9 protein-coding genes and 2 pseudogenes are annotated in these 18,751 nt (G+C 72.1%); 4 read left to right on the top strand and 7 right to left on the bottom strand.

Translation table 11 applies throughout. The features are described from left to right. From RZ84_RS39695 to RZ84_RS36500, 4 genes and pseudogenes are all read right to left on the bottom strand, one after another. On the bottom strand, nucleotides 1-1,750 hold a 1,750-nt coding region (locus RZ84_RS39695; RefSeq protein ID WP_198539979.1), incomplete at its 3' end, for a WXG100-like domain-containing protein. A gap of 181 nt (nucleotides 1,751-1,931) precedes the next feature. Beyond that, the gene (locus RZ84_RS12865) at nucleotides 1,932-2,321 is read right to left on the bottom strand and encodes a hypothetical protein (RefSeq protein ID WP_043264430.1); all 390 of its coding nucleotides are present in this window, start codon (nucleotides 2,319-2,321) and stop codon (nucleotides 1,932-1,934) included. 308 nt (nucleotides 2,322-2,629) lie between these two features. Continuing rightward, nucleotides 2,630-3,217, bottom strand: a complete 588-nt coding sequence (locus RZ84_RS41025) for a hypothetical protein (protein WP_241777682.1) — start codon at nucleotides 3,215-3,217, stop codon at nucleotides 2,630-2,632. 526 nt (nucleotides 3,218-3,743) lie between these two features. Further along, a pseudogene (locus RZ84_RS36500) lies at nucleotides 3,744-4,024 on the bottom strand (helix-turn-helix domain-containing protein); the annotation flags it as partial. A 22-nt stretch (nucleotides 4,025-4,046) separates the two neighbouring features. Here RZ84_RS36500 and RZ84_RS41020 point away from each other — a divergent pair. Then, nucleotides 4,047-5,468, top strand: a pseudogene (locus tag RZ84_RS41020) (thiamine pyrophosphate-dependent enzyme); the annotation flags it as partial. Nucleotides 5,469-5,689: 221 nt separating this feature from the next. On the opposite strand, the gene RZ84_RS12850 reads toward RZ84_RS41020, so the two are convergent. The 3 genes from RZ84_RS12850 to RZ84_RS12840 are packed head-to-tail and all read right to left on the bottom strand — an operon-like array spanning nucleotide 5,690 to nucleotide 9,436. Next, nucleotides 5,690-6,334 carry a TetR/AcrR family transcriptional regulator gene (locus tag RZ84_RS12850; protein WP_043264429.1) on the bottom strand — a complete coding sequence of 215 codons (645 nt, stop codon included), beginning with the start codon at nucleotides 6,332-6,334 and terminating at the stop codon, nucleotides 5,690-5,692. Further along, complete coding sequence (locus RZ84_RS12845) at nucleotides 6,331-8,700, bottom strand: YhgE/Pip domain-containing protein (RefSeq protein WP_043264428.1); 2,370 nt, start codon at nucleotides 8,698-8,700, stop codon at nucleotides 6,331-6,333. Before RZ84_RS12845 ends, RZ84_RS12850 begins: the two co-directional genes overlap by 4 nt. Beyond that, the gene (locus RZ84_RS12840) at nucleotides 8,672-9,436 is read right to left on the bottom strand and encodes an ATP-binding cassette domain-containing protein (RefSeq protein ID WP_043264427.1); all 765 of its coding nucleotides are present in this window, start codon (nucleotides 9,434-9,436) and stop codon (nucleotides 8,672-8,674) included. The genes RZ84_RS12845 and RZ84_RS12840 overlap by 29 nt, the downstream gene beginning before the upstream one ends. A gap of 382 nt (nucleotides 9,437-9,818) precedes the next feature. On the opposite strand from RZ84_RS12840, the gene RZ84_RS12835 reads away from it, so the two are divergent. The 3 genes from RZ84_RS12835 (at nucleotide 9,819) to RZ84_RS12825 (ending at nucleotide 18,743) form a co-directional block, all read left to right on the top strand. After that, nucleotides 9,819-12,662 (top strand): discoidin domain-containing protein, encoded by a 2,844-nt coding sequence (locus RZ84_RS12835; RefSeq protein ID WP_052229918.1) that lies wholly within the window; start codon nucleotides 9,819-9,821, stop codon nucleotides 12,660-12,662. A 306-nt stretch (nucleotides 12,663-12,968) separates the two neighbouring features. Beyond that, nucleotides 12,969-17,108 carry an ABC transporter ATP-binding protein gene (locus RZ84_RS12830; protein WP_043264426.1) on the top strand — a complete coding sequence of 1,380 codons (4,140 nt, stop codon included), beginning with the start codon at nucleotides 12,969-12,971 and terminating at the stop codon, nucleotides 17,106-17,108. 162 nt (nucleotides 17,109-17,270) lie between these two features. Continuing rightward, nucleotides 17,271-18,743 (top strand): S28 family serine protease, encoded by a 1,473-nt coding sequence (locus RZ84_RS12825; protein WP_043264425.1) that lies wholly within the window; start codon nucleotides 17,271-17,273, stop codon nucleotides 18,741-18,743. Nucleotides 18,744-18,751 lie beyond the last annotated feature (8 nt).

The raw sequence follows: 18,751 nt of genomic DNA, 5'->3' as shown, positions 1-18,751 counted from the left end.
CGCGGGGCCCGCCCCCCCCGCCGCTGCCATAGCTGGAGTGGTCGGTGTTGGTGGGCGGGTTGCCGGCGCCGGAGTCGTGGGACGGTGACGGCGACGGCTGCGGGGCGGACGCCTGGTCGCTGTGCGAAGTTCCCTCGTGGGAGGGGGAGTTGGACGGCGGGGCGGCGTGCTCCGGGGCGGGGGGAGCGCTGTGCTCCGGGGCCGGCGGAGCGGCGTGCTCCGGGGCGGGCTGGGTGCTGACCGGGTCCGGCGTGTGGTTCTGGGCTGGGTGCGTACTGACGGGCTCGGTCGGAGCCGACTCCGGCGTGGGGTGCGTACTGACCGAGTCGGGGTGGGCCGCCTCGGGGGTGGGGTGTGTGCTGACCGGGTCGGGAGTGTGCTGGGCGGTCGGCTGGGTGCTGATGGAGTCCGGGTGCGGCGAGTTCGGGGTGGACTCGGCGGTGGGGTGGGTGCTCACCGCGTCCGGGTGCGGGGAGTTCGGGGCGTGGCCCGAGTCGGGCGACGATCCCGAGTCCGGGGAGTGGACTCCCTCGTACGGGTTGTTGTGGCCGCCCTGGTAGCCCTCGTCGAAGGGAGAGCGGTGCTCCGGGGGCGGGAGGGGCTGGGCGGTGGGGGTGGGGTGGCTGGGGTCGGAGCCCGAGTTGGTGTGCTCGGGGGTCGTGGACGGGCTGCTGCCGCCGTTTTCGCCGGGGCGCGGGGTGTGGGACGCGCCGCCCGATCCGGAACCCGAGCCGGAGCCGGAGCCCGACCCCGAACCGCTGCCGGAGTGGCCCTCGGAGCCGCTGCCCGAGCCGGCACCGGAACCGGAACCGGAGTCCGACCCGCTGTGCTCGCCGGATCCGCTCCCCGACCCGCTGTGCTCGCCGGATCCGCTTCCGGACCCGCCGTGTTCGCCGGAGCCGCTCCCCGAGCCACCGTGTTCGCCGGAGCCGCCACCTTCGCTTCCGTGGTCGCTTCCGTGGTCGTTTCCGTGCTCGCCGCCGCCGTGCTCACCGCCGTGACCGGCCGCGTGATCCAGTGCCCCCTTGGCGTGGTGGCCTGCTTTGCCGCCCAGGGAGTCGCGGAAGTTCGTGGCGAAGTTCTGGCCGGAGTTCTTGACCGAGTCCTCGGCCGCCTTGGCGCCGGTCTTGAGGCTGCGGTTGACGTCGAAGCCGTTCTGGGCCCCGAACTCCATGTTGACGCCCTGGGCGATGGCGTCGGAGATCATCTTCTGCAGCGCGTCCATGGCCGGCTGCTTGGCGGTGTTCACGATCGCGTCGACGAGCGATTCGGCCGCTTCCTTGAGGATGCGGCGCACGATGAGGCGGGTGGCCTGGGTGGCACCCGCCGCACCTATTTCGGATAGCCCGAGTGTGAACGGTGCCGCCGCCTGGGCCGCGATGATCTCCGCCGCGAGGATCGCCAACTGGGCGATCACCGCGACTTTCATGCCGACGATCACCACGGATCCCGCGTCCATGGCGAAGGCGATGACCTCGGCGGCCTCGCGGGCGTCGTTCAGGTAGCCGTTGCCGCCGTTGGCGGAGAACTTCTCCCAGTTCTTCTGGAAGCCGTCGATGCTGTCGCCGTGGTTCGCCGACAGCACGTTGCCGGCTGCCGTGACGCCCTCGGACTGGAGCTGCTCGACGGCGTTCGCGACCCCCCGCCAGTGGCTGGCGGACTCGTTCATCTTGTCCTCGTCGCCCGTCGGCCAGTCGTAGCCGAGCATCTGAAGGACCCACTCCAGCCAGCCCGGCAGCATGAGTGACATAGCGGTAATCCCCCGTAGGACAGCGAAGCGGCGATGGAGAAAACGGAGAAACGAGGAGAGGGGCGGGGAGCCCTGCGGGTGCGGACTCCGGGGTCAGGGGCCGGGAGAGCGGCCCCTTGAGGTGCTTGAGGAGCCTGAGGCACTTGAGGCGGCGAGCGGACAGGCGCCTGCCGCCTCGTGCTCAGGCTGACGCGTTGGGCGCCTTGACCTTGCTGATCAGCTGGCTCTCGGCCTCGGCGTTGGCGACGTGCTGCTGCATCAAGGAGTGGTTGAAGTCCTCGTTGCTCTCGTGGTTGTTGGCCATGGTGGTCAGCGCGCCGCCGATTTCCTGGAGCTTGGCGGCGAGATGCCCCATCGACTCGTACATACCGTCACGCAGGCCCTCGTAGACGACACCGAACTTCTGGCCGATGTTGTCGTCGCCCCACGGCGGGGTGCCATTGCCCTCCAGGTCGGTCAGCCCGTTCTTCAGCTTGTCGACCGCGGATTGGTAGCGCTCCCCGATGTTGGTGAAGGCGCTCCCCCCGGACTTCAGCGAAGGCACGTCGGCTTGCAGCCCATCTCCGGCCATGTGGTCCCCCCGTTCCGGGCTCGCTCGTCACCTGCTGCTCACCTACTGCACAGCGTTCAACAAAGTTTAGTCGCGCCTACCGACAACTCATCAAGATGCCTGCTGTCACAGGGCTGTCACCGATGTGCGCCGGATCACCATCCGGATCACCGTCCGGATCGCCGTCAACGGACGGCTCGCCACCCGATGGGTCCGAACCATCCGATCCATCCGAACCCTCCGATCCGTCCGGCCTGTCCGGGTCTTACGGACGGGCCGGGTCTTACCGACGGGCCGGGTCTTGCGGACGGGCCGGACCGTCCGATCGGTCAGGACGTCCCTGGGTGGCGGATGCGGCGGTAGAGCTCGATGGCCGGTTCCGGCGGGAAGTTCGGTACGTACGTCACTTCGCCGTCGCTCTTGGCGATGACGATGTTGGCGCCGCCCGGACTGGACGGCAGGGCGGTCGGGTCCTCGGGGGCCGGCCAGCCGGCCTGGACGAGGTAGCCCTCGTCGAATTCGTGGACGAGGATCGAGACCGGGCCGTCCGGGGAGCCGACCGGCGGGAAGTAGGCGCGGCCGATGTCCCGGGCGTGTTCGGCGGAGGTCGGGACCACCTGCTGTACGGGGCCGCCGGAGGGCTGCTGACCCGGGACGGCGCCGGGCGGGTAGGGCGGCGGCAGCGGCGGCTGGGCGGGTGCGGCCTTCGGCGGACTGCCCGCTGCCGGATTGCCCGCTGTGTCGCCCGGCGGACTGCCCGCTGCCTCGCCCGGCTGACCGCCCGCCGTATTGCCCGAGGTGGCGCCTCCCGTGGTTCCCTGTGGGCTCGCCCCGGGGCCTCCGGTGTTCCCCTGCGGGCTCGCCCCGGGGGTGTCGCCCGTGGCGCCGCCGGGGCCGCCGGATGCGGAGTCCGTCATGGAGGTCCCTCCCGTACTACTCGGTTACTCGGTTACTCGGTCATGTCGGCTGTCACGTCGTCTGTCATGACGTGTGCTCAAGCCGGAGTCAAGATCGTGTCGGGATCGGGGGTACGGCGAGCGGACCCGATCCGCGATCCAACCTGACGTCCGGTTTTATGGGTCCCGGTCAACCTAACTGACGTTGCGGGGGCGTGGGCGGTTCGCTGCCGCAGTCGGCACCCGGGTTCATGAGCCTTGGACCCAGAGTGCGTTGTTTGGGTCGGATGCGTAGCTTGTGGCGAATAAGTGGTTTGCTGCTGACAATCCGCTGGTGTGTCGCTGACGTTCGACTTGCCGTAGGTATGCGGTTGTTGTCCTTGATGTAGCGAGGGTCGGGGTGTGGACACGTACACGTAGACGTACACGTACACGTAGATGTACGTGGGTGTGGGCGTGGGTGTGGCTGCGGGAGTGGTGGTGCGGGCGCGTTTCCTGGTGGAGGTACCTCCCGTGTCCGGGGAGGGCTCGTGTCGGGGCGCGACGTTCACGCCGGTGGTGGGTCGCGGTCCAGCGATCGGAGGGCGAACCACAGTTCCATACGGATGTCCGGGTCGTCCAGGTCGGTGTCCAGAAGGGTCGCGATGCGCGTGATGCGCTGGCGGACGGTGTTGCGGTGGATGCCCATGGAGGTAGCGGTGCGATCCCAACTGCGTGCAGCGATAGCCAGTTGTGCAGCGTGTCGAGGAGCGGTGGCGAGTCGGTGAGCGGGGCGAGCAGGGCCTGGGCGTGCTGCCGGGCTTCCGCGGGGGAGACGAGGGAGGTGAGGGCGTGCGGGCCGGCGGCGCGCCCGTCCGCGGTGGCCGCGGCATGGGAGTCGGCGACGGGCGCCCCGCACGGCCCGGTGTGGCTGGAGATCCCGCAGGACGTGCTCCTGGCGCCGGCCGACGTCCCGCCGGTGACCGAACTGGTTGCCGTACCACGCCCGTTGGTGCCCCGCCCCGAACTGATCGCCGAAGCGGCGCGGCGGCTGGCCGAGGCCCGTCGGCCGGTGATCCTGGCCGGTGGCGGCGTCGTACGGGCGGGCGCCGAGCCGGAGCTGCGGGCGCTGGCCGAGCGGCTGCGGGCGCCGGTGGCGACCACCTTCGGGGGCAAGGGCGCCTTCCCGTGGGAGCACCCGCTCTCCCTCCAGTCCTGGTTGGAGGACCGGTACACCACCGACTTCCTGGAGGACGCGGACACCCTCCTGGTCGTCGGCTCCGGACTCGGTGAACTCTCCTCCAACTACCACACGTTCCGCCCGCGCGGCCGGGTCGTACAGATCGAGGCGGACCTCGGAAAACTGGAGTCGAACCATCCGGGGCTCGGCATCCACGCCGACGCGAAACTGTCGCTGGCCGCGCTCATCAGGGAGGTCGACACCCGGACCCCGGCACCGGGAGGAACGGTGTCCGGGGGAGCGGCACCCGGAGGTACGGCGTCCGAGGGAACGACACTCGGGGGAACGACACCCGGGGGAACGGTGCCCGCAGGACAGGCCCCCGAGATCGCCGAAGCCCGCGAAGCGCACGAAGCCCGAGAGGCCCCCGAGGTCGCCGAAGCCCACGAAGCCCGCGAAGCCCGAGAGACCCCCGGGGCCCCCGGAGTCCGCGAGGCGCCGGAGGCCGCCGTCGCCGCCCTCCTCGCCCGTGTCCGCGACCGGCTCGACGGCCAGCACCTCGATCTGGAGCGGCAGTTGCTCGCCACGGTCCGTGAGGCGCTGCCCGACGACGCGGTCAGCTGCTGGGACATGACGATCCTCGCCTACTGGGCGTGGTCCGCCTTCGACCCGCGGCGGGCGAACGCGCTGCACTCCGCCCAGGGCGCCGGCGGCCTCGGCTACGGCTTCCCGGCGGCGCTGGGCGTGGCCGTCGCCGACCCGGGCCGCCCGGTGCTGGCGGTCTCCGGCGACGGCGGTGCGATGTACTCGACCGCCGAACTGGCCACCGCCCGCCAGTACGACCTGCCGGTGACCTGGCTCATCGTGGACGACGGCGGCTACGGCATCCTGCGCGCGTACATGACCGACGCGTTCGGGGAGAGCACGGCCGCCGCCACCGAGCTGACCCGCCCGGATTTCGTCGCGCTCGCCGAGTCGTTCGGCGTCCCCGCGGTCCGTACGTCCCCGGAGCGCCTCACCGCGGACCTCGCGGCGTCCCTGGCCGCGCCCGGCCCCTCGGTCGTCGTCCTCCCGGCCCGGCTGCGGATGTTCGCCGCCACACACCTGGATTGACGTCGCGTCAGCCAACGCATCAGACGGCACATCAGCCTTCCGATCCGGTGGGGCGGCCCGAACCGGGGCAGCGGCGCGAGCCGGGGCATACGAGGCGACGAACCTCAGGTGCCGCCGGGGGACGGGCCGTGCGGGCCCCCGGACAGGGCCTCTGGGCGGGCCCCCAGGCTGTTGGCCCCCGGACTGTTGGCCCCGGGCCGTTGGCCCCGGGCTGGTGAGCCCTAGGCGGCCGTCCCCACCCTCCCCTGCACCAGGTGGGAGAGCGCCGCGTGGACCTCCTCCACCGAGCGCTCCGGCTGGAAGGACTGCCAGTCCAGGGCCGCGACCAGCACCATGCCGAGCAGCGCGGAGGCGGTCAGCGGGACGTCGAGTTCGTCGCTGAGCTCGCCGGCCCGTACGGCGTCCTGAAGGACCGACTCGACGACGGTCAGGGCGCGGCCCCGTACGGACGTCAGGGTCGCGCGCCAGGTGCGGTTGGTGCGCCAGAGTTCGGCTACGTAGAGCTGGGTGAGGGCGGGGGCGCCGGCGATGAAGTCCAGGCCGGCGCGGATCATCGCGTCCAGTGCGTCGATCCGGGTGCCGCCCCGGGAGGTGACCTCGTCGGCGGCGGTCCGCAGGGAGGCCGCGAGGAGGTCGATGCCGTCCTGGAGGAGTTCCTCGTACAGGACGCTCTTGCTGGTGAAGTTGTAGTAGACGGTGCCCTTGGCGACACCGGCCCGTTCGGCGATCTCGTCCACCGTGGTGGCGGAGAAGCCCTGTTCGGCGATGAGCGTGACGGCGGCCTCGAAGAGCCGGCGCCGGGTCGAGGCACGGCGGGGGGCGGCGCCGGTGACGGCGCCGCCCCCGTTGCCGGAGCGGGTGCTCACAGGCTGAGCTCCGGGTGCAGGTCCTTCATCCGTACGACCTGCCGGCTGCGGGCCGCGAGGGAGGTGAGGGCCAGCGCGCCCAGCGTGAACGCGGCGAGCACCACACTGCCCTGCCAGACGATGGCCAGGTCGCCGCCGGTGATCAGCCGGCGCAGGCCGTCGACGACGTAACTCATCGGCAGGAACGGGTGGATGACCGAGAAGAAGCCGGGGCTGGTCTGCACCGGGTAGGTGCCGCCCGCCGAGGTCAGCTGGAGCATCAGGATGACCAGCGTCAGCACCCGGCCGGCCGGCCCGAAGAAGGCGCTCAGCAGCTGGATGACGGCGGTGAAGCAGGCGGTGGCCAGCAGCAGGAACCCGATGGTGGCGCCGGCGCGGGCCATCTCCAGGCCGAGGGCCCAGTGCAGTACGGCCATCAGGGCCAGCACCTGGACGACGCCGATGGCGAAGGCCGGCAGCCACGAGCCGAGCGCGATCCGCCAACCGGGCGCGCCGGCGGCCAGCGCCCGCTTGCCCAGCGGCTGGAGCAGCATGTACGCGACCATCGCGCCGACCCAGAGGGAGAGCGGGATGAAGTACGGGGCCAGTCCGGTGCCGTAGTTGGGCGCCTTGTGCATCGACTTGGCGGCGAGGGCCACCGGGTCGGACATCACGCCGGTGCGGGTGTCGCGGTCCTTCTTGTCGTAGTCGGGGATCTTGGCGACGCCGCTGTGCAGACCGGTGGCCAGCTGGTTGGCACCGTCCTTGAGCTTGTACAGACCGCCGCTGATCTTCTCGGCACCGTCCTGTGCGGTACCGAGACCGTTGTGCAACTGCCCGGCGCCGTCGGCGAGCTGGCCGGCGCCGTTGTGGAGCTGGCCGGCGCCGTTGGCGAGGTCTCCGGCGCCGTTGTGGAGTTGACCGGCGCCGTTGTGGAGCTGGTCGGCACCGTTGTGGAGCTGTCCCGCGCCGTTGGCGAGGTCGCCGGCGCCGTTGGCGAGGTCGCCGAGACCGTTTGCGAACTGGCCCGCGCCCTGGGAGAGCTTGTGCGCGCCGGCGTTGAGCTCGTTGAGCTTGCTGAGGTCGCCGTCCGCGTTCTTCACGAGGTCCGGCACCTGGTCGGCGACCATCTGGGCGCCCTGGTGCACCTCGCGCAGCTTGGCGCGCAGCTGGCCGAAGTCGGTACGGGCGATGGTGTCGTTGACCTTCTCCGCCAGGTCGGCCCCGGCCTTCGCACCGGCCGCGTTCCCCTTCATGCTTGCGCAGTCGGGGTCGGTATTCCCGCCCGTGCACCGCTTCTCGTAGAGCGCCTGGGCGTCATCGGCGGTCTTGCGCGTCTGCGTGGCGGACGCCGCCGAGTTCGCGGGCAACTTGGAGAGCAGGTCGTCCAGGTCCTGGGTCACGGTGGCGACGAACTGCGCGCTGTCCGCGATCTCCTTGCCGTGCTTCTTGAGGTAGGGCAGGTCCTGCTGGGCGAGGCCGCCGACCTTGTCGACGAGCTGCTGGGTGCCGTCCGCGACCTGGTTCGCGCCCTGGCTGAGCTCCTTGGCCTTGGCGGCGGCCTGCGCCGCGCCGTTGCTGAGGTCGCCTGCGCCCTTGTCGAGCTTGCCGGCGCCGTTGCTGAGGTCGCCTGCGCCCTTGTCGAGCTTGCCGGCGCCGTTGCTGAGGTCGCCCGCGCCCTTGTCGAGCTTGCCCGCGCCGTTGCTCAGGTCCCCGGCCCCCTTGCTCAGATCCCCCGCGCCCTTGCCCAACTTGCCCAGGCCGTCGGCCAGTTCGCCGGTCTTCTTCTTGGCGGTGCCGAGGCCGTCGTCGACCTTGCCGGCGCCGTCGGCGGCCTTGGCGGTCTGGTCGTGCAGGTCCGAGAACGACACGAAGATCTTGTCGAGGAAGGCCCGGGAGGACTTCGCCGACGTCTTGGCGCGGATCTCCGAGAACACCGTCTTGGAGATCGAGCCGACGATGTAGTTGTTGGCGTCGTTGGTGCGGACCTGGAGGGCGCCGGTCTGCGGGTCGTCACCGGAACTGGAGGCGATCCGCCGGCTGAAGTCCTGCGGGACGGTCAGCGAGAGGTAGTACTTGCCCTGCTCCAGGCCCTTGTTGGCGTCCTTGGCGCCGACCTCCTTCCAGTCGAAGGTCTTGCTGTCCTTGACGTTCCTGGCCAGATCGGCGCCGGCGGTCAGCTTCTTGCCGTCGGCGGTGGCGCCCTGGTCCTCGTTGACCAGCGCCACCGGGATCTTGTCCAGGCGGCTGTAGGGGTCCCAGAAGGAGCAGAGGTAGAGAGCTCCGTACAGCAGCGGGATGAGCATCAGGGCGACCAGGCCCAGCCGGGGGAGCTTCCCCCTGCCGAACCGCCGGAGCTCAAGCGCGGCCAGTCTCGGCGAACGCATGCGCCGCTTCCTCCTCGTGGGTGTCGGGTGTGGTGGTGGCCGGGGCGGTGGAGACGATCAGCGCGTCCGCGGGGGCGTCGCTGCCGGCGGCCACCACGGTGGTGCCCTCCAGCGCGAGGTCCCGGAGCAACTGCCAGGCCAGGGCGCGCTCTTCGGGGGACAGCTTGAGGTCGACGTCGTCGACGGCCAGCAGCCGCGGCCGGTGCATCACCGCCAGTGCGATGGACAGCCGCAGCGCTTCGAGCCGTTCGAGGTCGCGTACGCAGGTCCGCAGGCCCTTGGGCAGCGTGTCGGGGTCGAGCCGGGCAGCCGCCAGCGCGGCGTCGATCCGGGCCCGGGTGGCTTCCTTGTGGCGGCGGCCCCAGGGGAGCGCGGCGGCCGGGGAGCCCTGGAGGCGGTGGCCCAACAGGGCCTGCTCGTGGAGGTGTTCGGCGGCGGTGAGGGCCGGTTCGAGGTCGGCGACGCCCGGTACGTGCGCGATGGCGGTACGGCCGCGGACCGTCCCCATCCGCTTGGGCAGCGGGAACCCGGCGACCGTGGCATGGCCTTCGGTGATCCGCATCCGGCCGGTGAGCGCGAGCAGCAGGCAGGTGCGCCCGGAGCCGGACGGGCCCTGGACCGCGATCAGCGAGCCCGGTTCCGCGGTGATGTCGACACCTCTGAAGACCCATCCCCGTGGGCCCTGCACTCCGATTCCCCTGGCGTTGACGGCCGCCCCCTGACGGGTGGTGTCCACAACCCCTCCTTTGTTCTGACTGGTCAGTCTAAAAGTGTGCCGCATGTGTGGCCGTATTGACCAATCGGGGGGCTTTCGGCGCCAGGGTGGCCGAAATCAGTCGGTGCACAACGGGTGACCTCGGGAGGTCCGGCGCCATAGGGTGCGCAGGTGTTGGCGGGGGTCGACGCTGAGTTTGTGCCGTCATGCGCGGTACTGCGCGTTACGGCAACGACGGAGAACCATGGAACACACGGACAGGGATCAGTGCGGCCGCAACGGCCGCACCAGCCACACGGGCCACGGGGATAACGAGGACCGCACCGGCCAGGAGGGGGAGATAGGCAGCGGGGGGAGCGCTCACCGCGCGGGCCCGACAGACCGTACGGACCGGACGGGCCACATGGATCGGGCAGACCGTACGGACCGGACAGGCCGCACAGATCGCGGGGACCGCCGGGCGGCCCGCCGCTCCCGGGGGGCGCTCGCCGCGCTGCTCGCGGGCTCGCTGGTCGCGGCCCTGGCGCCCGCCGCCTCCGCGGCCACGGCGGCGGCCCCGGCCGGGGACCACCAGCCGTCCTGTACGGGCGACGGCTGGGCCGCCACCGCCACCGCCATCGACCCCAAGGACAGCCACCACGCCTACGTGGGCAACGGCTACCTGGGGCAGCGCGTCCCGCCCAACGGCACCGGATACGCCGCCCCTGGAGGAACCACCGGCTGGCCCCTCAAGACCCCCGAATACGACGGGTCGTTCGTCTCCGGGCTCTACGCCAAGGGCCCCAAGGACCTCCAGGGCCGCCAGGCCATCGCCGCGCTCCCCACCTGGACGACGCTCGACGTCACCACCGGGGGCGCGCACGGCGAGACCTTCTCCTCCGCCACGCAACCGGGGCGCATCACCCACTACCGCCAGACGCTGTCGCTGCGCTGCGGCTTCGTGCGGACGTCGCTGACCTGGACCGCCGCCGACGGCCGGGCCACCGACCTGGTCTACGACGTCCTCGCCGACCGGGCCGACGCGCACACCGGCGCGGTACGGCTGCGGATGACGCCCCACTGGAGCGGCCGGGCGACCGTCACCGACACCCTCGACGGCCGCGGCGCCCGCCGGATGCAGCCCTCCGGCACGCCGGGCGCCGGACCGGACGGCACCATGGCCGTCGGCTTCCGTACGGACGGCACCGGCACCGAGGGCGCGGTGGCCTCCACCCTGCGCGCGGGCTCCGGCGTCCGCGCCGGAGCCCCCCGGCCGCAGTCGCCCCCCGGGCAGCCGCAGAACGGTTCCGCCGCATCCGCCGCACCATCCGGATCGGACACATCCGCCGCATCGGCCGCGAAGTTGAGCAGCAGCCAGCAGCTGGCCTTCCCGGTCCGTCGCGATCGCTCCTACGAGCTGACCAAGTACGTCGGGGTGGACACCGCGCTCACCTCCCGCGCCCCGCGCGCCGCCGCCGAGGCCGCCTCGCGTCGCGCCGCGGACGGCGGCTGGCGCGCCCTGTTCACCCGGCACAGCGCCGCCTGGCAGCAGCTGTGGCGCAGCGACATCGAGGTGGCCGGGCAGCCCCAGCTCCAGTCCTGGGTCCGCTCGGCGGAGTACGGACTGCTGGCCGCCACCCGCGCCGGCAGCGCCAACAGCATCGGCCCCACCGGCCTGACCAGCGACAACTACGCCGGCGAGATCTTCTGGGACGCCGAGACCTGGATGTACCCGGGCCTGCTCGCCGCCCACCCGGATCTCGCCCGGTCCATCGTCGACTACCGCTACCGCACCCGCGACGCCGCCCGCGCCAACGCCCGGCGGCTCGGCTACCAGGGCCTGTTCTACTCCTGGACCAGCGGCAGCAAGGGCGACCTGTGGACCGAGTGCCACAGCTGGGACCCGCCGCACTGCAAGACCCAGAACCACCTCATGGGCGACATCTCCCTCGCCACCTGGCAGTACTACCTCGCCACCAAGGACACCGCCTGGCTGCGCTCCCGCGGCTGGCCGGTCCTCAAGGGCATCGCCGAATTCTGGGCCTCCCGGGCCACCCGCAACGCCGACGGCAGCTACTCGATCAAGAACGTCGCCGGGCCGGACGAGTACAGCAACGGCGTCGACGACGCGGTCTTCACCAACGCCGGCGCCGCCACCGCCCTGCGGCACGCCGCCCGCGTCGCCACTCTCCTGGGCGAACGGGCCCCGGCTTCCTGGACGACCGTCGCCGACAAGCTGCGGATCCCCTACGACAGCGGCAAGAAGGTCTTCGAGCAGTACGCCGGGTACAAGGGGACGACCATCAAGCAGGCCGACACGGTGCTGCTGATGTACCCCCTGGAATGGCCCATGAGCCGGCAGCAGGCGGCGAGCACCCTCGACTACTACGCCTCCCACACCGACCCCGACGGCCCGGCCATGACGGACTCGGTGCACGCCATCGACGCCGCCGCCATCGGTGAGCCCGGCTGCGCCACGTACAGCTATCTGCTGCGCGCCATCAAGCCGTTCGTCCGTGGGCCGTTCGCGGAGTTCTCCGAGGCCCGCGGCGAGAAGGCCGGCGCCCAGGACCCGCACGCCGGCAAGCCCGCCCAGGACTTCCTCACCGGCAAGGGCGGCTTCCTCCAGACCTTCACCAACGGGCTGACCGGCCTGCGGCTGCGCGAGGACCGGGTGCACCTGGACCCGATGCTGCCGCCGCAGCTGTCCGCCGGTGTCACCCTGCGCGGGATGCACTGGCAGGGCAGGACGTATGACATCGCGATCGGTGCGCACGGGACGACGGTCCGGCTGACCTCCGGGGCGCCGATGCGGATCGAGACGCCCGAGGGCGACAAGGTGGTCAGCCGCGGTGTCCCGGCGGTCGTCAAGACCCGCCGCCCCGATCTGGCCCCGACCTCGAACGTCGCCCGGTGCGCCACCGCCACCGCGACCTCCGAGGAGCCGGGCATGTACGCGGGCAACGCGGTGGACGGCAACGCCACCACCGCCTGGGTCCCGGACGCCGCCGACGGCACCCTCACCGTCGACCTCGGCCGCACCACGGCCATCGGGCAGATCACCCCGCACTGGACCGCCACCCGGCCCAGGTCGTACGCCGTCCAGATCTCGCGGGACGGCAAGCACTGGACCGGGGCCGGCAACGCGGGCCGCAGTCAGGCCCGCTACGTCCGGGTCGTGGTGCACGGCGAGCCGGGCACCGGGCCCGACGGCAAGCCGAAGCCGCGCCCGGGAATCACGGAGCTGACGGTGCAGCGGGCGCGGTGACGCCGTAGCCGGGAAGTAGAGAAGAGAACCGGGAAGAGACGAAGAGAACCGGGAAGTAGAGAAGAGAAGCAGAGGGGAAGGGCAGGTCCGGGGGCCACTGTGGAGATCCGCGGTGGCCCCCGGGGCGTGTCCCGGCGGAATGCCGCGACCCGGCGGAATGCCGCGACCCGGCGGAATGCCGCGACCCGGCGGGAAGCCGTGTGACGGCGGAATGCCGTGTGACGGCGGGTGCTTTGTTACGGCGGGATGAAATCCGCCGCCCGCGGTGTTGGTGCCATGCGGTGGACGACGCATGGGAGGCATCGGGTGGCGGGGACGGGTACGGCACGAGGGGGCTGGGCGCGGCGGCTGACGCGTGACTGCCGGCGGTACCGCAAGGACGTCCTGCTGGCGCTCGGCGCCTCGCTGGCCGGGATGGGGGTGATGGCGCTCGTCCCGCTCATCCCGAAGCTGATCATCGACGACGTGATCGTCCGGCACGACCGGGCCCTCGCCCCCTGGGCCACCCTCCTGATCGCCGCCGCCGTCGTCGTGTACGTCCTCGCCTCCCTCCGCCGCTTCTACGGCGGCCGGCTCGCCCTGGACGTCCAGCACGACCTGCGCACCCGGATGTACGACGCGATAGCCCGGCTCGACGGCCGGCGGCAGGACGAGCTGAGCACCGGCCAGGTCGTCGGCCGCGCCACCAGCGACCTCCAGCTGATCCAGAGCCTGCTGTTCATGCTCCCGATGATGATCGGGAACGTCCTGCTGTTCGCGGTCTCGCTGGCCGTGATGGCGGTGCTGTCGCCGCTGCTGACCGTCGTCGCGCTGGCCGTCGCCCCGGCCCTCTGGTTCATCGCCCGGCGCAGCCGCGCCCGGCTCTTCCCAGCCACCTGGTACGCCCAGGGCCAGGCCGCCGCGGTGGCGTCCGTCGTCGACGGCGCGGTCTCCGGCGTCCGGGTCGTCAAGGGGTTCGGGCAGGAGGAGCAGGAGACCGGCAAGCTGCGCGAGGCCGGCCGCCGGCTGTTCGCCGGCCGGCTGCGCACGGTCCGCCTCAACGCCCGGTACACCCCCGCCCTCCAGGCCGTCCCGGCCCTGGGCCAGGTCGCGATGCTGGCGCTCGGCGGCTGGATGGCCACCCAGGGCCACATCACCCTCGGCACCTTCGTCGCGTTCTCCACGTATCTCGCCCAACTGGTCGGGCCGGTCCGGATGCTGGCGATGATGTTGACCGTCGGCCAGCAGGCGCGCGCCGGCGTGGAGCGGGTCTACGAGCTCATCGACACCGAACCGACCATCGAGGAGCGCGCCGACGCCCACGAGCTGCCCGCGGACGCCCCGGCGACCGTGGTCTTCGACAAGGTGACGTTCGGCTACGCACCCGGCGGCGCCTCCCCCGAGGAGGACGGCGCCCCCGCCCTCCGCCCCGTCCTGGAGGACTTCTCGCTCCGCATCGAAGCCGGTGAGACCGTCGCCGTCGTCGGCACCTCCGGCAGCGGAAAGTCGACCGTCTCGCTGCTGCTGCCGCGCTTCTACGACGTCTCCGCGGGCCGCGTCCTGGTCGGCGGCCACGACGTCCGCGAGCTGACCCTGGAGTCGCTGCGCGCCGCCATCGGCCTGGTCCCCGAGAGCAGCTTCCTGTTCTCCGACGCGATCCGCGACAACATCGCCTACGGCCATCCCGAGGCCACCGACGAGCAGATCCGGGCCGCCGCCCGCGCCGCCCAGGCCGACGGCTTCATATCCGAGCTCCCCGAGGGCTACGACACCACGGTCGGCGAACAGGGCCTGACCCTGTCCGGCGGCCAGCGCCAGCGGGTCGCGCTGGCCCGCGCCATCCTCACCGACCCCCGCCTGCTGGTCCTGGACGACGCCACCTCCGCGGTCGACGCCCGGGTCGAGCACGAGATCCACGAGGCGCTGCGCGGGGTGATGGCGGGCCGTACGACGCTGCTGATCGCCCACCGCGCCTCCACCCTGGCGCTCGCCGACCGGGTCGCCGTCCTCGACGGCGGACGGCTGGTGGACATCGGCACCCAGGAGGAACTGGCCGAGCGCTGCGCCCTGTACCGCAGGCTGCTGACCGACCCGGAGGAACTGGCCGGTATCGAGCACGACCCGGCGGGCGCGGACTGGGGCGCCCTCGGAGCCGAGGGTTCGGAGATGGGGGCCTTCGCAGGCGGGTTCGCCGCCGGCGGGACCAGCGGAGTGCCGGGAGCGCCGGTCGGCGGCGCCCTGCGGCCCGGCGGCCTGGTCGACGGCGCCCCCGGCGACTCGGCCGACCGCGCCGCCGAACGCGAGGCCGGGGCCGCGGCGGTCGGCGGGATCACCCCCGAACTGTGGGTCCGCCGCGAGCAGGAGGCCGAGGCGGGCGCGGCCGGCCCGGCACCCCGGGCATCCGGCGCCGCCGGACCGGGCATCGCCGGCGCGCCGGCCGGTATGCCTTCCCCCACTCCCAACTCCGTTCGAGCGGGGGGACCCCCACCCCCCGAACTCCTCGACCGGGTCGCCGCGTTGCCCCCGGCCACCGACACCCCGGACATCGACGAGGCCGCCGCCGTCCGCCCCGAGACCGCCTACGGCCTGCGCCGGCTGCTGCGCGGCTTCGGCGGCCCGCTCGCCGTCGCCCTCGCCCTGGTCGCGGTGGACGCGATCGCCTCCCTGCTGGTGCCGGTCCTCATCCGGCAGGGCATCGACGAGGGCGTACGCCGCGGCATCCTGGCCGGCGTCTGGACCGCCGCGGGCCTCGCCCTCTTCGTCGTCCTCGCCCAATGGGCCGCCCAGATCGGCTCCAACCGCATGACCGGCCGCACCGGCGAGCGGGTCCTGTACTCCCTCCGCGTCAAGATCTTCGCGCACCTCCAGCGCCTCGGCCTGGACTACTACGAGCGCGAGCTCACCGGAAAGATCATGACCCGGATGACCACGGACGTGGACGCGCTGTCCACCTTCCTCCAGACCGGGCTGGTCACCGCCGTCGTCTCGCTGCTGACCTTCTTCGGCATCCTCGTCGCCCTGCTCGCCATCGACGTCCAGCTCGCCCTGGTCGTCTTCGTCACCCTCCCGCCGCTGATCGCCGCCACCTACGTCTTCCGCAGGCAGAGCGTGAAGGCGTACGAACTCGCCCGCGAGCGGATCAGTGTCGTCAACGGCGACCTCCAGGAGAGCGTCGCCGGACTCCGCATCGTCCAGGCGTTCCGCCGCGAGGGCCACGGCTCCGAGCGGTACGCCACCCGCAGCGACGCCTACCGCCGGGCCCGGGTGCGCGGCCAGTTCCTGATATCCGTCTACTTCCCCTTCGTCCAGCTGCTGTCGTCCGTGGCGGCGGCCCTGGTGCTGATCGTCGGCGCCGACCGGGTGGGCGCACACACCCTCACCGCCGGCGCCCTGGTCGCGTATCTGCTGTACATCGACCTGTTCTTCGCGCCCGTGCAGCAACTCTCCCAGGTCTTCGACGGCTACCAGCAGGCGTCCGTCTCGCTGCGCCGCATAGGCGAGCTGCTCGGCGAGCGGACCTCCACCCCGGCCGCCGCGCAGCCCCGCCCGGTTCCCTCGCTGCGCGGCGACATCGCCTTCGACGCCGTGCACTTCCACTACGGCCGGCACGACGAGCAGGCGCTGTCCGGTATCGACCTCACCATCCCCGCGGGCCAGACGGTGGCCTTCGTCGGAGAGACCGGCGCCGGCAAGTCCACCCTCGTCAAGCTGGTCGCCCGCTTCTACGACCCGACCTCGGGCGCCGTCCGTGTCGACGGCACCGACCTGCGCGAGCTGGACCTGACCGGCTACCGCCGCCGGCTCGGCATCGTCCCCCAGGAGTCCTACCTCTTCGCCGGCACGGTCCGCGACGCCATCGCCTACGGCCGTCCGGACGCCACCGACGCCGAGGTGGAGGCCGCCGCGCGGGCCGTCGGCGCCCACACCATGATCGCCACCCTGGACGGCGGCTACCTCCACGAGGTCGCCGAGCGGGGCCGCAACCTCTCCGCCGGCCAGCGTCAGCTGCTCGCCCTGGCCCGCGCCGAACTCGTCGACCCCGACGTGCTGTTGCTCGACGAGGCGACCGCCGCCCTGGACCTGGCCACCGAAGCCGTCGTCAACCGGGCCACCGACCGCCTCACAGGCCGCCGCACCGCCCACCCGTCGCCCGACCTTCCCCAAGCTCTCAACTCCTCCCCCGAGCTCTCGACTCCGCTCGAGCAGGGGGGACCCCCATGCACAGGGGAGACCCCAATCCCCTCATCGAGCTCCCCCAGACTCCGTCCGGGGGGACCCCCGGCGCGCCGCACCACCTTGATCGTCGCCCACCGCCTCACCACCGCCGCCCGCGCCGACCGGGTCGTGGTGCTGGACCACGGCCGGATCGTCGAGGACGGCACCCACGCCCAGCTGCTCGCCCGCGACGGCCGCTACGCGGAGCTGTGGCGCACGTTCACCGGCGAGGAAGAGCCGCTGGCCGTGTAGGGCCTGTCCGGCGGGTGCGGGCCGGACCGGCCCCGGCCCCGCGCCCGCGGCACCGACGGGATCAGGCCACCCGAGCGCCACCCTCGCCGCAATGGAGGCTGGTGGCGCCCCCTCCCCACGGATAGGTTCGGCCCGACCTTTGCTATCCCAAGGGGAGGGCGCATGCAGAAGGCCAGCAGATGGCTGCTGTCGCTCGCCGTGCTCATAGGCACGGCCACCGCCGGCAGCACCTCGGCAGGAGCGGCCACCGCCGCCGAGCCGAACGGCGACGGCGTCCGGCACGCCGGCGCCGCCACCGCGCGCGGCGACGACGCCGGCCGGGACATCAAGGACCGGATCCTCGCGATCCCCGGTATGAGCCTGATCGAGGAGAAGCCGGTCGACGGCTACCGCTACTTCGTCCTCGACTACACCCAGCCCATCGACCACCGGCACCCGGAGCGGGGCACCTTCCAGCAGCGGCTGACCGTGCTGCACAGGTCGGTGGACCGCCCGACGGTGTTCTTCACCTCCGGCTACAACGTCAGCACCACACCGTCCCGCAGCGAACCCACCAAGATCATCGACGGTAACCAGGTCTCCCTGGAATACCGCTACTTCACGCCGTCGCGCCCCACCCCCACCGACTGGAAGAAGCTGGACATCCGGCAGGCGGCCACCGACCAGCACCGCATCTTCCGGGCGCTGCACGCCCTCTACCCCAGGCACTGGATCGCCACCGGCGGCAGCAAGGGCGGCATGACGGCCACGTACTACCGCCGCTTCTTCCCGCACGACATGAACGGCACCGTCGCCTACGTCGCCCCGAACGACACCAACCGCGCCGACACCGCGCCCTACGACCGCTTCTTCGCCACCGTCGGCAGCGCCCGGTGCCGCGCCGACGTCGCCACCGTCGAGCGGGCGGCGCTGCTGCGCCGCGACGAGATCGTCAACCGCTACGAGAAGTGGGCCGGCGAGAACAAGCGCACCTTCACCCTGATCGGCAACGCCGACCGGGCCTACGAAGTCCTCGTCACGGACCTGGTGTTCGGCTTCTGGCAGTACCAGCCCGCCGAGACCGCCTGCGCCACGATCCCCAAGGCCGACGCCTCGACCGACGTGCTGTACCGGTGGATCGACAAGGTCGGCGGCTTCGACTCCTACACCGACCAGGGCCTGGAGAAGTACCTGCCGTACTACTACCAGGCGGGCACCCAGCTCGGTGAGCCCAAGTACCACTACCCCAACATCCGGGACCTGCTGCGCTACCCCGGCATCAACGACTCCCGCACGTTCGTGCCGCGCGAGATCCCCATGGCGTTCGACAGACGCGCCATGCCGGACGTGGACCGCTGGGTGCGCCACCACGCCCGGCACATGATGTTCGTCAACGGGCAGTACGACCCGTGGAGCGCCAAGCACTTCGAGCTCGGCAAGGGCGCCCGGGACTCGTTCGTCTTCACCGTCGCCGGCGGCAACCACGGCGCCGACATCGCCAGGCTGAAGGACGCCGACCGCACCAAGGCCACCGCCGAACTCCTCTCCTGGGCCGGGCTCCCGGTCCCCGCGAACGGCCGGGTCACCGACCGGGCCCCGTACGACAGGAACCTGGACGGGGCGGAGCTGCACCGGATGACGACGCTGCGACCGTGACCGCACGG

The sequence above is a fragment of the Streptomyces sp. CT34 genome (assembly GCF_000805335.1).
Taxonomy (GTDB): Bacteria; Actinomycetota; Actinomycetes; order Streptomycetales; family Streptomycetaceae; genus Streptomyces.
This window is presented reverse-complemented; position numbering and strand designations above follow the sequence as displayed.

What these genes read in the sequence shown, in the direction of transcription:
- RZ84_RS12865 (WP_043264430.1), bottom strand. Translation starts at nt 2,321, where the DNA reads ATGGCCGGAGATGGGCTGCAAGCCGACGTGCCTTCGCTGAAGTCCGGG.
- RZ84_RS41025 (WP_241777682.1), bottom strand. Translation starts at nt 3,217, where the DNA reads ATGACGGACTCCGCATCCGGCGGCCCCGGCGGCGCCACGGGCGACACC.
- RZ84_RS12845 (WP_043264428.1), bottom strand. Translation starts at nt 8,700, where the DNA reads ATGCGTTCGCCGAGACTGGCCGCGCTTGAGCTCCGGCGGTTCGGCAGG.
- RZ84_RS12835 (WP_052229918.1), top strand. Translation starts at nt 9,819, where the DNA reads ATGGATCGGGCAGACCGTACGGACCGGACAGGCCGCACAGATCGCGGG.
- RZ84_RS12825 (WP_043264425.1), top strand. Translation starts at nt 17,271, where the DNA reads ATGCAGAAGGCCAGCAGATGGCTGCTGTCGCTCGCCGTGCTCATAGGC.